At 58.7% G+C, this 14,186-nt stretch carries 15 protein-coding genes; 2 read left to right on the top strand and 13 right to left on the bottom strand.

Annotation, left to right across the window (positions count from 1 at the left end; genetic code table 11):
• The first annotated feature begins 211 nt into the window (after window positions 1–211).
• A complete protein-coding gene (locus FQ182_RS13425) occupies window positions 212–844 on the top strand; it encodes a response regulator transcription factor (protein WP_149411805.1) in 633 nt (210 codons plus the stop codon).
• 77 nt (window positions 845–921) lie between these two features.
• Here the strand turns inward: FQ182_RS13425 and FQ182_RS13420 are convergent, their stop codons facing one another.
• The 8 genes from FQ182_RS13420 to metG form a co-directional block, all read right to left on the bottom strand.
• The gene (locus tag FQ182_RS13420) at window positions 922–1,104 is read right to left on the bottom strand and encodes a PA3496 family putative envelope integrity protein (protein WP_149411806.1); all 183 of its coding nucleotides are present in this window, start codon (window positions 1,102–1,104) and stop codon (window positions 922–924) included.
• Window positions 1,105–1,211: 107 nt separating this feature from the next.
• Window positions 1,212–1,850, bottom strand: a complete 639-nt coding sequence (gene nth / locus FQ182_RS13415) for an endonuclease III (protein WP_149411807.1) — start codon at window positions 1,848–1,850, stop codon at window positions 1,212–1,214.
• Between the two features lie 25 nt (window positions 1,851–1,875).
• Window positions 1,876–2,382 (bottom strand): Rnf-Nqr domain containing protein, encoded by a 507-nt coding sequence (locus FQ182_RS13410; protein WP_256666153.1) that lies wholly within the window; start codon window positions 2,380–2,382, stop codon window positions 1,876–1,878.
• Entirely contained in the window at window positions 2,375–2,986 is a 612-nt protein-coding gene (locus FQ182_RS13405) for an RnfABCDGE type electron transport complex subunit G (RefSeq protein WP_149411809.1), read from the bottom strand. Before FQ182_RS13405 ends, FQ182_RS13410 begins: the two co-directional genes overlap by 8 nt.
• Window positions 2,983–3,969 carry an RnfABCDGE type electron transport complex subunit D gene (locus tag FQ182_RS13400; protein ID WP_149411810.1) on the bottom strand — a complete coding sequence of 329 codons (987 nt, stop codon included), beginning with the start codon at window positions 3,967–3,969 and terminating at the stop codon, window positions 2,983–2,985. Before FQ182_RS13400 ends, FQ182_RS13405 begins: the two co-directional genes overlap by 4 nt.
• Complete coding sequence (rsxB, locus tag FQ182_RS13395) at window positions 3,956–5,164, bottom strand: electron transport complex subunit RsxB (protein WP_149411811.1); 1,209 nt, start codon at window positions 5,162–5,164, stop codon at window positions 3,956–3,958. Before rsxB ends, FQ182_RS13400 begins: the two co-directional genes overlap by 14 nt.
• Entirely contained in the window at window positions 5,161–5,739 is a 579-nt protein-coding gene (locus tag FQ182_RS13390) for an Rnf-Nqr domain containing protein (protein WP_149411812.1), read from the bottom strand. Before FQ182_RS13390 ends, rsxB begins: the two co-directional genes overlap by 4 nt.
• 100 nt (window positions 5,740–5,839) lie before the next feature.
• Window positions 5,840–7,891 (bottom strand): methionine--tRNA ligase, encoded by a 2,052-nt coding sequence (metG, locus tag FQ182_RS13385; protein ID WP_149411813.1) that lies wholly within the window; start codon window positions 7,889–7,891, stop codon window positions 5,840–5,842.
• 171 nt (window positions 7,892–8,062) lie between these two features.
• On the opposite strand from metG, the gene apbC reads away from it, so the two are divergent.
• A complete protein-coding gene (gene apbC, locus FQ182_RS13380; RefSeq protein WP_149411814.1) occupies window positions 8,063–9,157 on the top strand; it encodes an iron-sulfur cluster carrier protein ApbC in 1,095 nt (364 codons plus the stop codon).
• Window positions 9,158–9,642: 485 nt separating this feature from the next.
• Here apbC and fdxA read toward each other — a convergent pair whose 3' ends face one another.
• The 5 genes from fdxA to FQ182_RS13350 form a co-directional block, all read right to left on the bottom strand.
• Window positions 9,643–9,966, bottom strand: a complete 324-nt coding sequence (gene fdxA, locus FQ182_RS13370; protein ID WP_149411816.1) for a ferredoxin FdxA — start codon at window positions 9,964–9,966, stop codon at window positions 9,643–9,645.
• A gap of 142 nt (window positions 9,967–10,108) precedes the next feature.
• Window positions 10,109–12,688, bottom strand: coding sequence for a DNA mismatch repair protein MutS (gene mutS, locus FQ182_RS13365; protein WP_149411817.1), 2,580 nt, complete (start codon window positions 12,686–12,688; stop codon window positions 10,109–10,111).
• Window positions 12,689–12,739: 51 nt separating this feature from the next.
• A complete protein-coding gene (locus tag FQ182_RS13360) occupies window positions 12,740–13,729 on the bottom strand; it encodes a tyrosine-type recombinase/integrase (RefSeq protein ID WP_149411818.1) in 990 nt (329 codons plus the stop codon).
• Between the two features lie 11 nt (window positions 13,730–13,740).
• Window positions 13,741–13,935, bottom strand: a complete 195-nt coding sequence (locus tag FQ182_RS13355) for a DUF4224 domain-containing protein (protein ID WP_149411819.1) — start codon at window positions 13,933–13,935, stop codon at window positions 13,741–13,743.
• Window positions 13,936–13,952: 17 nt separating this feature from the next.
• A complete protein-coding gene (locus FQ182_RS13350; protein ID WP_149411820.1) occupies window positions 13,953–14,156 on the bottom strand; it encodes a hypothetical protein in 204 nt (67 codons plus the stop codon).
• Window positions 14,157–14,186 lie beyond the last annotated feature (30 nt).

The following is a 14,186-nucleotide window of genomic DNA, read 5'->3' as shown; positions in this document are numbered from 1 at the left end:
TTTGAACATTACAACGAGCAGCATCCGCACAGCGCTTTGAACTATCGCTCACCGAGGGAGTTCAGGCGCTTGGCGGCAGCACCAATTTAACAGGGAGTTGGTGTCCGGTTTTGTAGGGGCAAATCCAGGGGGGGAGAGCTATGCCAAGGATGAAACGACTAGGCTATTGTGCGGGCTCTAAATAACTCGAACAGCGAAATTGGACTTGCCCATGAATAAAGTGCTGATCGTGGATGATCATCCCGTCATTCGTCTTGCTGTACGTATGCTAATGGAACGTCATGGTTATGAGGTCGTCGCCGAGACCGACAACGGTGTCGATGCTTTGCAACTTGCCCGCGAGCATATGCCTGACATCGTCATACTTGATATTGGTATTCCCAAACTTGATGGTCTGGACGTTATTTGCAGATTGTCCTCCACTAAACAGGCTCAGCCCTTCAAGGTGCTGGTGCTGACATCTCAGGCCCCAGGCCACTTCTCCATGCGTTGCATGCAGGCAGGCGCTGCGGGCTACGTGTGTAAACAGCAGGATCTGACCGAGCTCTTGAGCGCTATCAAGGCCGTGCTGTCTGGCTACAGCTATTTTCCCAACCAGGCACTCAACTCCGTGCGATCCACGTTGGGTAGCGCCAGTGAGGCGCAGATGGTCGAGCGTCTTTCCGGGCGGGAAATGATGGTGCTGCAGCAACTGGCCCGGGGCAAGACCAACAAGGAGATCGCCGATGGAGTGTTCCTGAGTAACAAAACCGTGAGTACCTACAAAACGCGCTTGTTACTGAAGCTCAATGCGCGGTCCCTGGTTGACCTGATCGAGTTGGCTCAACGCAACGGCCTGGTCTAGCAGACGCAAAGCCCCAGGCCTGCAAACGGGAGAAAAAAGCCTCCGCAAGGGAGGCTTCTGCTCATGACCTGTCGTAATTAGAGATCGAAATCGTAATCAGCCAGTTGCTTTCGCAAGCGTCGCTCTTCCAATAGGTTATCGATGGTGCGGCGTTTGCTCAGATTGGTCTTGGCCACTTCTAGCGGCGCTTCCGTTGCCTCATCAGATTCCGCGGCAACAAAGTCGTCTTCTGCATCCAGTTGTTCCTTGCCAGTGCTCATAAGGTTAACTCCAGGCTAAGACTGCCGTTGGCGCTCCTTATAACGATAAACGTCGACCGGGTAAAAAAGATTTTTTCAATCGACTGATCAATAAAGGTAATAGTTACTCAATCGTCGGAAGTCTTTTCCTTGTATTCGCACAGATCCTCGATACGGCAGCTGCCGCAGCGGGGCTTGCGGGCTTGGCAGACATAGCGCCCATGGAGAATCAACCAGTGGTGGGAATCGAGCAAGTAAGGCTTGGGTATAAACTTCATCAGCTGTTTCTCTACCTCCACCACATTCTTTCCGGGTGCCAACCCGGTGCGGTTGCTGACGCGGAAGATATGGGTGTCCACCGCCATAGTCAGTTGGCGAAACGCCGTGTTGAGCACAACGTTGGCGGTCTTGCGTCCCACTCCTGGCAGGGCTTCGAGGGCTTCGCGGGTTTGCGGCACTTCACTGGCGTGAAGCTCCACCAGCATGCGGCAGGTCTCTATGACGTTTTTCGCCTTGCTGTTGTACAGACCGATGGTCTTGATGTACTCGGACAATCCTTCAACCCCAAGGGCGTAGATGGCTGCCGGGGTGTTAGCCACTGGAAACAATTTGGCGGTGGCCTTATTGACGCCGACATCCGTTGACTGCGCCGACAAAATCACGGCAATCAGCAACTCGAACGGCGAGGAGTAGGCCAGTTCGGTTTTCGGTTCTGGATTGTCTTCGTGAAATCGACGAAAAATTTCCAGGCGTTTTGCAGCATTCATGGGGCGAGCGGTTCCTTGCAAACGGTCAATGTGGTTTTGAGTGTTGGCCCCAGGCCTGCCACCCGGCGAGCAGCAATCCGAGCAGGATAAACCCTCCCGGTGCGAGTGTGGCGAAGGAGCTGCCACCCAATAAAGGGCGTAATAAGCCCAGGGCTGCCAGCAGCAGGCCAAATATGCCGAACAGTTGAAGGTGCGCCTTGACCTGGTCGGTCTGGAAAAAGCCGGTGGACTCAAGCAGCACACACTGAACGCTGATCAGTGCCAGGTAAATGCCCAGGTCCCGAGACAGGCTCAATGCAAAGGCCTGCAAGGCCAACTGCACGCAACTGACCCAGGTCGCGGCCAGCAATGAACTAGCGATCAGTTGCAGTCGGCCATTCAGGCGGTTTCGCACCAACCCCATGCTCAAGCCGTACATTGTCACAATCAACACCGCCAGCACCCAGAAGCTCAGAGCCTTGGGCAGTGTGTCGCTGACACCTATCAGCGGCGCAAGCATCAATGAGCCGGCCAGACCGCCAGATTTAGTCACGGGCAGGTACCTCCAGCAGGTGCTGACGATGTTCATCAAAGTAACGCAAGGCATCGTGGACCGCGTTGATCACTGCGCGGGAGGTAATGGTTGCGCCGGCCATTTGATCGAGTTGCCCGTTGTCTTTCTTCAAGGCCCAGGACGAATCCTGCGGGTTGCTGCGCGAAAGTCCCTGGAACGCCGAAAGCCAGGGATTCCCGGCCTCAGAGATATGTCCACCCAGGCTTGGGGTTTCCGACTGTTTCAGGGTTTTCACTCCCAGCAGTTTCCCGTTGCTGGCGATGACGATCAACAGTTCGATGCTACCGCCGTAGCCGGTGGTTTGAGAACGCAGCAACACGGCGCTGGGTTGCCCTGACAAGGTGGCGAGGTATCCATTGAGCAGTTGGCTGTTGTTCAGTACCAATGGCTTCACTGCCAGCGGATGCTCCAGTGGCTGGTTGTCGTAACTTGAGATGGGCAAGGCGTCCAGAAAGACTCGGCTTTGCAGCTCGCGTTGCTGCGAGGCGATGCGACTGGAGGTCAGTTGCTGCACGGCCAGGGTCAGGGCTGCCCCCGTCACGGCGACCAACAGCACGATCAAGAGTCCTCTGGCGGACTTCATACGTCCACCGATTGCGGTTTGGGCGTCGCCAGGCGTTCCAGCGCTGGCACCGCCAGATTCATCAGCAGCACGGCAAACGCCACACCATCAGGGTAACCGCCCCACGTACGAATCAGATGCGTCAGCAACCCCACGCCGGCACCAAAAAGTAAACGCGATCGCGGGCTTTTGGCGCCCGATACCGGCTCGGTGACTATAAAAAATGCCCCGAGCATGGTCGCGCCAGAGAACAGATGAAACAGCGGCGAACCATGGGAGTCGGACCCGGAGCCGTTCCAGAACAGCAGGCTGATCACGAACAGGCTGGCGAGCATGCCCACTGGCGCGTGCCAACTGAACACCCTTCGCTGCAGCAGAAAAAGCCCTCCAATGAGAAATGCCAGGTTCACCCATTCACTGCCTTTGCCGGCGATATGGCCGAAGGCCGGGCTGCTGGCGAACAGCTCGTCGATGGTCAGGCTTTTATTGATGCGCAGGGCATCCAGCGCCGTCGCCTGGGCCCAGGCATCGGGGGTATTCCCCTGCATACCGAACACCTGTTGCAGGCCGGCCAGCAGGTCCAGGCCTTGGGAGGCTGGCCAGTGGGTCATCGGTTGAGGAAAGGCCACCAGCATCAACGCATAACCGACCATGGCCGGATTGAAAGGGTTCTGGCTGGCGCCATACACGTGTTTGCCCAACAGTAATGCACTGCTCACAGCCGCTACACATAGCCACCACGGACAATAAGGCGGTAGCGCCAGGGCCAGCAAGGTTGCGCTCACCAAGCCGCTGAGATCGCTGGCGGGAATGCCGAGGCGGCGACCGCGTAGGCGATGGACCCCGGCTTCTACCGTCAACGCACAAATGCAGGCCAGCAGCAGATTGATCAACACCCCCCAGCCGTACAGCCAGAACAGCACCAGCAAGCCGGGTACCGTTGCCAGCAGCACGCGTTTCATCGCTTGTTGCTGGCGGTCGTCGACGGTTTCAAGTGCTGACATGGGCGTCCACCAGCCGTTGGGCTTCGTCGAGGTGTTGCCGGGCGACCGCCAGCTCGGTTTCGCTGGTGGCAGGTTGGCGCTCCAGTTTGCTCAGGTCCGCACGGGCATAGGCCAGAGCGGTTTTCAACTGGCGAAGCTGGCTGTCGATAGGGCGCTTTTCGATCCGTTGCAAATCGGGTCGTGGCTGTTCGCTGCCTTCCTCTGCGTGGTGCAAGGCCTGTTCGGCGGCCGTCAGCGCGGCACTCAATGCGGCCAGCTGCTGGGCGTCGGCGTGGTTGTCCTGGGCCTTTTTCAATTCTGCGCGGCGCATTGCGAACTGGATTTTGGCGCGCTTGAGGTCTGGGTCCTTATGCGTTGCAGGTGCCGCAACGACTGGGATACTGACTTCGAGCGAGGACAATTCCTGTTCGGCGACTTCAAATTGCTGCTGCAGGATGATCAGTTGCGACTGCTGCTCAAATGTCGGCGGATGACCAAAGGCTTTCAGGGACTTGTTGAGCTGGGACCGGCTCATGGCCAGGTTGATCTTGGCCTTTTTCACCGCCGCGTCCATCGCCGCGGCTTTTTGTGCGCGAACCCGCTCAATGGCCGCCTGGACAGGGTTGCTGCTCACTTCATCCACAGGTGCAGGGCGTTTGGTGCGAGCCAGACGTTCAGCAAGCTTGTGCTCTTCTTCGCGCTGCAGGCGTGCATTGCGCTGTTCGAAGCGGCGTCGGGTGTGGTCGCGCTTGGTGCTTCGGGCCTGACGCTCCTCGGCGGTGGTCGCCAGGTCGCCGACAACCGGCAGTACCGTGGCCAGGTGCAGCGGCTGCATTTCGATACAGTCAACCGGGCAGGGCGCGACACACAGGTCGCAGCCGGTGCACTCGTCGATGATCACCGTATGCATCAGCTTGGCGGCGCCGACGATGGCATCTATCGGGCAGGCCTGGATGCACTTGGTGCAGCCGATACACTCCGCTTCGCGGATAAAGGCGATCTGCGCCGGCGCTTGGCCTCGGGAACTGTCCAGTTCCAGCACGGCCACGTTTAACAACTGCGCCAGCCCTGCGATGGTTTCCTGTCCACCTGGCGGGCACTTGTTGATGGCTTCGCCCTGGGCGATGCCTTCGGCGTAGGGTTTGCAGCCGGGGTGTCCGCATTTGCCGCACTGGGTCTGCGGCAGCAAAGCGTCGATACGTTGGATCAGGCTCATGGTTTGATCATTGCGTTGAAACCCAGAAAGGCCACGGCCATCAGCCCCGCGCTGATCAGTTCGACCGGCAAGCCCCGAAAGGGCAGCGGGATATCGTTGCTGACTATGCGCTGGCGCAGGTCATTGAACAGGCTCAGCACCAGCCAGAAACCCAGGCCGGCGCCCAGGCTCAGGGCGCTCATGTGCGCCAGGCCTTTATCGTCCTCGGTACCCAGCAACACCACGCCCAATACCCCGGCATTCCCCAGCAGCAACGGCCACAGGCCATCGAACGACAGCTTGGGTAGCTGGTGGGATAGCACGCTCAGCAGCGGCTTGATCAACAACACCGTGACCGGTAAAAAAATAAACAGTCGCAGGGATGTCAGCGCCAGTGGCTGCAAAAGATAGTGATCAAGCAGATAGCCCAGAATGCCACTTAGCAGCATCAGCACGGTCGTGGCCACGCCCAGGGCATGCACTCGCTTGAGTGAATCCGCACTGGAGGCCAGCACCGGATCGACAGCCAGCGGCATCTGCAACACGAAGTTGCTGATCAGGGCCGTGCTGACAAGGGTGAGAAGCATATCGGTCATGGTCATGCCGGGCTAAGCAAGCAGAATCCGATTATCCGGCAAGCGAGAAGGGGGCACTAGCCCTGTGGCGAGCGGGCTTGCCCGCTCGCCACAGATGGTTTTACTTGATGCGTTGGCCAGGCTTGGCGCCACTGTCCGGGCTGAGCAGGTAGATTTCTTCACCACCAGGGCCGGCCGCCATCACCATGCCTTCGGAAATGCCGAAGCGCATTTTCCGTGGCTTGAGGTTGGCGATCATCATGGTCAGGCGACCTTCCAGCCTGGCCGGGTCCGGGTAGGCACTCTTGATTCCGGAGAATACATTGCGCTGCTCGTCACCGATGTCCAGGGTTAGGCGCAGCAGCTTGTCTGCGCCTTCAACGGCTTCGGCCTTGAGGATCAGCGCGACGCGCAGGTCGACGGCGGCAAAGGCGTCGAAGTCGATCTCTGCCGACAGCGGATCTTTCGCCAGCTCACCGTTGCCTTTTGGGGCTGTCTCGCCGGTATCGGTCTGGCTGGCCGCAAGGTCTTCTTTCGAAGCGTCGGACATGGCCTGGACCTTGACCGGATCGATGCGGGTCATCAGCGGCTTGAACTCATTTAGCTGATGGTCGCTGAGCAGGGTGGCGTGGTCATTCCAGGTCAGCGGCGCGACGTTGAGGAACGCCTCGGCATCGGCAGCCAGCAACGGCAGCACCGGCTTGAGGAAGATCACCAGTTGGCGGAACAGGTTGACGCCTGTGGCGCAGATCGCCTGGACTTCAGCCTGCTTACCTTCCTGTTTGTTCAGCGACCACGGCGCCTTGTCGGCGATCCAGGCGTTGGCGCGGTCGGCCAGTCCCATGATCTCGCGCATGGCGCGGGCAAAGTCACGGGCTTCATAGGCTTCAGCGATGCTCGGTGCGGCGGCCAGGAATGCATCGGTCAGTTCTGGTGCGGCATTCTCTGCCACCAGCACACCGGCATTGCCCTTGTGGATAAAACCGGCGCAACGGCTGGCGATATTGACAACCTTGCCCACCAGGTCCGAGTTGACCTTCTGTACGAAGTCTTCCAGGTTCAGGTCCAGGTCATCGACGCCACGGCCCAGCTTGGAGGCGTAGTAATAGCGCAGGTATTCCGGCGACAGGTGGTCCAGGTAGGTCCGTGCCTTGATAAAGGTGCCACGGGACTTGGACATCTTCTGGCCGTTGACCGTCAGGTAGCCGTGGACATTGATGGCGGTCGGCTTGCGGTAGCCCGAGCCTTCGAGCATCGCCGGCCAGAACAGGGCGTGGAAGTTGATGATGTCCTTGCCGATGAAGTGATACAGCTCGGCGGTGGAGTCCTTGCCCCAGAACGCGTCGAAATCCAGTTCAGGACGACGGGCGCAGAGGTTCTTGAAGCTAGCCATGTAGCCGATGGGTGCGTCCAGCCAGACGTAGAAGTATTTACCGGGCTCATCGGGGATTTCGAAACCGAAGTACGGCGCATCGCGGGAGATGTCCCACTGTTGCAGGCCGGCATCCAGCCATTCGGCGATCTTGTTGGCCACGGCGTCCTGCAAGGTGCCGCTGCGGGTCCAGGTTTGCAGCATTTGCTGGAAATCCGGGAGCTTGAAGAAGAAGTGCTGGGAATCCTTGAGCACCGGAGTGGCGCCAGAGATCGCCGACTTCGGATCTTTCAGGTCGGTAGGCGCGTAGGTGGCGCCACATTTTTCGCAGTTGTCGCCGTACTGGTCTTCGGTGCCGCACTTCGGGCAGGTGCCCTTGATGAAGCGGTCGGCCAGGAACATTTTCTTTTCCGGGTCGAAATACTGGGTAATCGAGCGCGTGGCAATGTGCCCGGCGTCCCGCAACCGCAGGTAGATCTGGCTCGACAACTCACGGTTTTCTTCGGCGTGGGTCGAGTGGAAGTTGTCGAAGTCCACCAGGAACTCGGCAAAGTCGGCGCTGTGTTCAGCCTGCACATTGGCGATCAGTTGTTCCGGGGTAATGCCTTCCTTCTCGGCGCGCAACATGATGGCCGAACCGTGGGCGTCGTCCGCGCAGACATAAATGCATTCATTACCGCGATGCTTCTGGAAGCGCACCCACATATCGGTCTGGATGTACTCAAGCATATGGCCAAGATGGATAGAACCATTGGCATAGGGCAGGGCGCTGGTGACGAGGATCTTGCGTGGCTCGGACATGGGGCTCGGCTATTTGATGAAACGGAGGTCGGCCACTATAAAGCGCTGGGCAATTTATTTCACCCCGTGGCGTTGTTTCAGCGTTTTCCATCACCGCGAAAGCAACCCGCTCAAGGGGTAGAACGGTTAGGATAACCACCTGTTTTAGTCTGTCTTTTTCGGGAGTAGCTCATGAGCGCCGTCAATCGCGCAGCGGTGGAAGCCGTTCTTCGCCTGTACACCGACCCCTACCTGAACCAGGACCCGGTCAGCGCCGGCTGTGTCCGCGCCATCGACGTCCAGGGCGATCAGGTCACGGTCCAGCTTGAGCTGGGTTACGCCGCAGGCCTATTCAAGAGTGGCTGGGCGCAGATGCTGCAAATGGCTATTGAAGGCATGGACGGTGTTCGCACGGCCAGGGTCGATATCCAGTGCGTGATCGCCCCGCACAAGGCCCAGGCGCAGATTCCGGGCCTGGCCAACGTCAAGAACGTGGTGGCCGTGGCTTCCGGCAAGGGTGGTGTGGGCAAATCCACCACGGCCGCCAACCTGGCCCTGGCCCTGGCCCGTGAAGGCGCACGGGTGGGGATTCTCGACGCCGATATCTATGGGCCCAGCCAGGGCGTGATGTTCGGCATCGCCGAAGGCACCCGGCCGAAGATCAAGGACCAGAAGTGGTTCGTGCCGATCGAGTCCCACGGTGTGGAAGTGATGTCCATGGCTTTCTTGACCGACGACAACACGCCGATGGTCTGGCGCGGGCCGATGGTGTCCGGCGCCCTGTTGCAACTGGTCACGCAGACCGCCTGGGGCGACCTGGACTACCTGGTGGTCGACATGCCGCCGGGTACCGGTGATATCCAGCTGACCCTGGCGCAAAAGGTGCCTGTTGCCGGTTCGGTGATCGTTACCACGCCCCAGGACCTGGCGTTGCTGGATGCCAGGAAAGGCGTGGAAATGTTCCGCAAGGTCAACATTCCGGTGCTCGGCGTTGTGGAGAACATGGCGGTGCACATCTGCTCCAACTGCGGCCATGCCGAACATCTGTTCGGTGAAGGCGGCGGTGAAAAGCTCGCCACCCAGTATGGTGTTGAGCTGCTGGCCTCGCTGCCGCTGTCCATGGGCATTCGTGAGCAGGCCGATGGCGGTAAGCCTACCGTGGTTGCCGAACCGGATGGCCCGATCGCCATGGTTTATCAGGAACTGGCCCGGCACGTGGGCGCGCGGATCGTCTTGCAGGAAGCAGGCGCCCAAGCGATGCCGACCATCACTGTCAGCGACGACTGATTCACATGAAGGTAAAAAAGCCTCGACTGTGTCGGGGCTTTTTCTTGCCTGTGTCATGCACTGGGTGGAGTTTGCATAGTTGTTGGTGTAAGCATTCACTTACTTTTTCGTAAGCGTTTGGTTTTTTTACCAGGGATGGATGGCTTTAATGATTTTGTTTGGTTTTTATCTTGTTGAAAAATAACAACTATTTATTCTGATCTTGATCGGCTGGCCGGTAGTTCAGCCGGTTGCATACCGTTGAACTTCATCGGGAACTCTCTAATATCAGCCCTGTGTCCACGGATTGACACGGTCATCAAGGAATGATGATTCAAGGAACATCGCAGGATGCGATTCATCAGGATGATGAAAAGGAACACAGGGACTAGGGAAAAAATGTGGGCGGGTCAAACCGCCCCTTTTTTTTGCCCGCAGAAAAGTAACAGCCTGTTCCTGAAATGCAAAAAGGCCCGCAAGGGGCCTTTTGGGGGGCTGCGACGCTATCAGCGTTCGAGATCTTTGATCTTGCCTTTCACGCCATCCCACTCTTCTGCATCGGGCAGGGATTCTTTCTTTTCAGTGATGTTCGGCCAGACTTCCGCCAACTCGACGTTCAACTGAATAAATTCCTGCATGCTTTCCGGGACTTCGTCCTCGGAGAAAATCGCGACGGCCGGGCATTCTGGTTCACACAGGGCGCAGTCAATGCACTCATCCGGGTGGATTACCAGGAAGTTCGGGCCTTCGTAAAAGCAGTCCACCGGACAGACTTCTACGCAGTCGGTGTACTTGCATTTGATGCAGTTGTCGGTGACGACGAAGGTCATTTCTAATTTTCTCCTCAGGCGGCGGCAGCGAAGCCCCTTGCAGCAGGGCTCGCGAGGTTTGAGAGCGATAGTCTGCAGACCAGGCTAAAAGCCCGCAGCATCCCAAACCGCGCGAGATTCTATCAGTTTGCAAGCGTCTGCGTTAGACCCGTGTCTTCAGTGCATAGAGCATTTCCAGTGCTTTTCGCGGACTCAAGTCATCTAGATCAAGCTTTGCCAGCTCATCCAACACCGGATGGGGCAGGCTGGCGAACATGTCGCTCTGTTGCGGAATCCCAGGCTTGTTTGCCGCCTTTGTCGGACTGGCCACGGCAATCTCGTGGGGTAGGGCGGCGGCTTCCAGGCGGCTCAAGTGCTCGCGGGCACGGGTGATGACTTCGCTCGGCACCCCGGCCAGTTGAGCTACCGCCAGGCCGTAACTCTGGCTCGCCGGCCCTGGCAATACATGGTGCAGGAACACGATGCGCTCGTTGTGCTCGGTCGCATTGAGGTGCACGTTGGCCACCAGTGGTTCGTTTTCCGGCAGCACCGTCAGTTCGAAGTAATGGGTGGCAAACAACGTATAAGCCCGTAAATGTGCCAGCCGCTCGGCCGCTGCCCACGCCAGGGACAAGCCGTCGAAGGTGCTGGTGCCGCGCCCCACTTCGTCCATCAGCACCAGGCTGCGGTCGGTGGCGTTGTGCAGGATGTTGGCGGTTTCGCTCATTTCCACCATAAAGGTCGAACGGCCACCGGCCAGGTCATCGCTGGAACCGATCCGGGTGAAGATCCGGTCTACCAGAGACAACTCGCAACTGGCCGCCGGCACGAAGCTGCCGATATGGGCCAGCAACACGATCAATGCGGTCTGGCGCATGTAGGTGGATTTACCGCCCATGTTCGGACCTGTGATCACCAGCATGCGGGTATCGTCGTCCAGCGACAGGTCGTTGGCGACGAACGGCGTGGTCAGCACTTGCTCAACCACCGGGTGACGCCCCTGGACAATGCGCATGCACGGCTCGCTGACAAAACGCGGGCAGTTCAGGTCTAGGTTCAGCGCACGCTCGGCCAGGTTGCTCAGCACATCCAGTTCCGCTAGGGCGGCGGCGGTGTCCTGCAGCGGTGGCAGCCGGCCAATCATGTCTTCGAGCAACGCTTCATAGAGCATCTTTTCCCGGGCCAGGGCGCGGCTCTTGGCCGACAGCGCCTTGTCTTCAAAGGCCTTGAGTTCCGGGGTGATGAAGCGCTCTGCACCTTTAAGGGTCTGGCGCCGGATATAGTCAGCCGGGGCCTGCTCGGCCTGTTTGCTGGGCAACTCGATAAAATAGCCGTGGATGCGGTTGTAGCCGACCTTCAGATTGGCCAGGCCGGTGCGGGCTTTTTCGCGCGTTTCCAGGTCGATCAGGAACTGCCCGGCGTTTTCGCTTAGCGATTGCAGTTCGTCCAGCTCGCTGTCGTAACCGGTTTTCAGCACTCCACCGTCGCGGATCACTGCGGGCGGGTTGTCGTTGATGGCGGTTTCCAGCAGTGCAGCCAGCTCCGGATAAGTGCTGGTGGTCACGGCCAGTTGCCTGAGGTGCGGCGCGTCCAGGTCTGTCATCGCCACTTGCAGCTCAGGCAGGGCGCCAAGGGCGTCACGCAGGCGTGCCAAGTCACGAGGGCGGGCGTTACGCAAGCCAATCCGTGCCAGGATTCGTTCGATATCGCCGATTTCCTTGAGCTGCGGTTGCAGCTTTTCAAAACCATAGCCGTCCAGCAGGCAGGTAATGGAGGACTGGCGCGCTTGCAGCACGGTCAAATCCCGCAGCGGACGGTTCAACCAGCGGGTCAGCAGACGGCTGCCCATGGCGGTCTGGCAACGGTCGACGACCGATTGCAGCGTGTTATCACGACCACCGGCCAGGTTGGTGTCCAGTTCCAGGTTGCGACGGCTGGCGCCATCGAGCACAACGGTCTCGTCCAGGCGCTCATGGCGCAGCCTGCGCAGGTGCGGCAGGGCGGTACGCTGGGTTTCCTTGGCATAGCTGAGCAGGCAACCTGCGGCACCGATGGCCAGGGTCAGGTTTTCGCAACCAAAGCCCTTGAGGTCTTGCACGGAGAACTGCTGGCACAGACTTTTCAATGCTGAGTCGCGCTCAAAATCCCACGGCGCACGACGCTTGGTCCCACGGCGTTTTTCCGCCGGCAGGTCTTTGGGCCAGTCATCCGGAATCATCAGTTCCACCGGGTTGACGCGCTCCAACTCCGCCAGCAGGTTTTCCCAGCCCTTGATCTCCAGTACGGTGAAGTTGCCGCTGGTGATATCCAGCACGGCCAGACCGAACAGCCGCTCGTCCCCTAGCACCGCTGCGATCAGGTTGTCCCGGCGCTCATCCAGCAGCGCCTCATCGCTCACCGTCCCCGGTGTAATGATGCGCACCACCTGACGATCCACCGGCCCCTTGCTGGTCGCCGGGTCGCCGACCTGCTCACAGATCACCACCGACTCACCCAGCTTGACCAACTTCGCCAGGTAGCCTTCCGCGGCATGGTAAGGAATCCCACACATCGGAATCGCTTGCCCGGCCGACTGCCCGCGCGCCGTCAGGGTAATGTCCAGCAACTTGGCGGCCTTCTTCGCGTCTTCGTAGAAGATCTCGTAGAAATCGCCCATGCGATAGAACATCAACTGATCAGGGTGCTGGTTTTTCAGGCGCCAGTACTGCTGCATCATTGGGGTGTGGCTGGAGAGGTCGGTCATACGGGGCTTTCAGCTCTGCCTGTCTATTTGACGATTAACATCTGTCTAATACTACAGGGATTTTTTCGGCATTGTCGGCGGTAGCCCGACGTTGACTTTCCTCAAGCGAAGATAACGTTGAGTCATCTTGGCGTCTGTGTGTCCACCCAGTTTTTGTGCGTCGTTCCCCTGGTCATCGGTGTCCGAAAGGGACTTTGCTCGCAGGTCGTGAAGGCTCGCATCCTCGACGCCAGCCTTCCTACAGCTGATGGCGAACGCATCCTTGACTGAGCTGTAGTTCACCGGCTTGCCGCCGCGCGGAGAACAGAAGAGGGTGAGCCCGCGAATCTTCCGAGGCAGGGCCTTGACCCTTGCAATCAGCGCCTCCAAGTCTGGCGTCATCTGCACCAACAACCTGGCACTGGTCTTTTCCTGCTTGAAAGCGATCCCTTCGGCGCCGATGTCTGCCAGGCGGATAGCCAAAACATCACCGATGCGCTGACCGGTTAGGTAGCACATCTCATAGATCACTCGCATATTGTCGCTTGAGTTGGCACAGATCGCCTGGAACTCGCCGTGGGTGATGTAGCGGTCTCGCTTGTGCTCCAGATGACGGCGTACGCCAATGCATGGGTTTGAATCCACGATCTGCTGCTCTAGCGCGTAGGTAAACACCGCGCGCAGAACAGAAATGATCCGATTCGACATGTTCGGTGTGTCGGCCATGTGTAGCTTTAGTGCTACAACGTGACGCTGTAGCACCTCTCTCGGCTCAAAGTCAGCGAAGTTTTCCTTCAGTCGCTCGCATGCAGACTCGTATTGCTTGAGTGTGTTGGGCTTGAGCGGCGGCTTGGTTCTGGTGCGCATATACTCAAGCGCATCGTCTATCAACTTTGGCATACCGCCCTGACTGCCCTTGTCCAGCAGCTTGGCGTACTCAGCCAGAGACGCCTGAAAGTCTGTGCCTAGGCGCTTCCACTTGCCCTTTCGGACAAGGTAGTAAGCGCCATGTTTCTCGTACATACAGGCTGGTAGGTGCCGGTCTTTTTTGCGAGGACGCATTGCTTTTCACCTCATGCCAGCCGCAGTTCCGGCCCCTTCCTTGATTGAATACCGCCCAGCCTTCCAATGACAACCTGGCGTAACACCTTCGGTTGCCCATCACCACCTACCGCGAATCCATATTTTTCAGCGGTCAGCCACTTTATCTGCGCCCCTGGCTTTTTGTAACCAGTCAGGTCGGCGACTTCCTCTGCTGTTAGAAACATGCCTACCTCCCGCCGCCCTATGGCCGCGCTGTCTTGATGATGTGAACGATCGTGCTGAAGGTCAGGCACAGCCAGGTGATGCAGCCGGCAAAGGCTCCCACCAGTGTCTGGACGCTACCGATGAGAATCAGCTCCGGTGCCAGCCAAAGGAACCAAGCGCCGGTAAATGCCAGGTACAGCGCTACCCCCATGAGGAGCAGGAAGAGTTTCGTTGCGAACATGTGGTGTCCTTGCCGCGCTGGGCGGCAGAA

Source organism: Pseudomonas sp. ANT_H4 (genome assembly GCF_008369295.1).
Taxonomy (GTDB): Bacteria; Pseudomonadota; Gammaproteobacteria; order Pseudomonadales; family Pseudomonadaceae; genus Aquipseudomonas.
The sequence above is the reverse complement of the archived record's forward strand: the minus strand, read 5'-3'. Positions and strand labels throughout refer to the sequence as shown.

Bases quoted from the DNA above. Each gene is read 5' to 3' on its own strand.
- mutS (WP_149411817.1), bottom strand. From the start codon at position 12,688: ATGACCGACCTCTCCAGCCACACCCCAATGATGCAGCAGTACTGGCGC.
- metG (WP_149411813.1), bottom strand. From the start codon at position 7,891: ATGTCCGAGCCACGCAAGATCCTCGTCACCAGCGCCCTGCCCTATGCC.
- FQ182_RS13420 (WP_149411806.1), bottom strand. From the start codon at position 1,104: ATGAGCACTGGCAAGGAACAACTGGATGCAGAAGACGACTTTGTTGCC.
- FQ182_RS13390 (WP_149411812.1), bottom strand. From the start codon at position 5,739: ATGACCGATATGCTTCTCACCCTTGTCAGCACGGCCCTGATCAGCAAC.
- FQ182_RS13405 (WP_149411809.1), bottom strand. From the start codon at position 2,986: ATGAAGTCCGCCAGAGGACTCTTGATCGTGCTGTTGGTCGCCGTGACG.
- rsxB (WP_149411811.1), bottom strand. From the start codon at position 5,164: ATGAGCCTGATCCAACGTATCGACGCTTTGCTGCCGCAGACCCAGTGC.
- FQ182_RS13425 (WP_149411805.1), top strand. From the start codon at position 212: ATGAATAAAGTGCTGATCGTGGATGATCATCCCGTCATTCGTCTTGCT.
- nth (WP_149411807.1), bottom strand. From the start codon at position 1,850: ATGAATGCTGCAAAACGCCTGGAAATTTTTCGTCGATTTCACGAAGAC.
- FQ182_RS13360 (WP_149411818.1), bottom strand. From the start codon at position 13,729: ATGCGTCCTCGCAAAAAAGACCGGCACCTACCAGCCTGTATGTACGAG.
- FQ182_RS13350 (WP_149411820.1), bottom strand. From the start codon at position 14,156: ATGTTCGCAACGAAACTCTTCCTGCTCCTCATGGGGGTAGCGCTGTAC.
- FQ182_RS13355 (WP_149411819.1), bottom strand. From the start codon at position 13,935: ATGTTTCTAACAGCAGAGGAAGTCGCCGACCTGACTGGTTACAAAAAG.
- FQ182_RS13400 (WP_149411810.1), bottom strand. From the start codon at position 3,969: ATGTCAGCACTTGAAACCGTCGACGACCGCCAGCAACAAGCGATGAAA.
- apbC (WP_149411814.1), top strand. From the start codon at position 8,063: ATGAGCGCCGTCAATCGCGCAGCGGTGGAAGCCGTTCTTCGCCTGTAC.
- fdxA (WP_149411816.1), bottom strand. From the start codon at position 9,966: ATGACCTTCGTCGTCACCGACAACTGCATCAAATGCAAGTACACCGAC.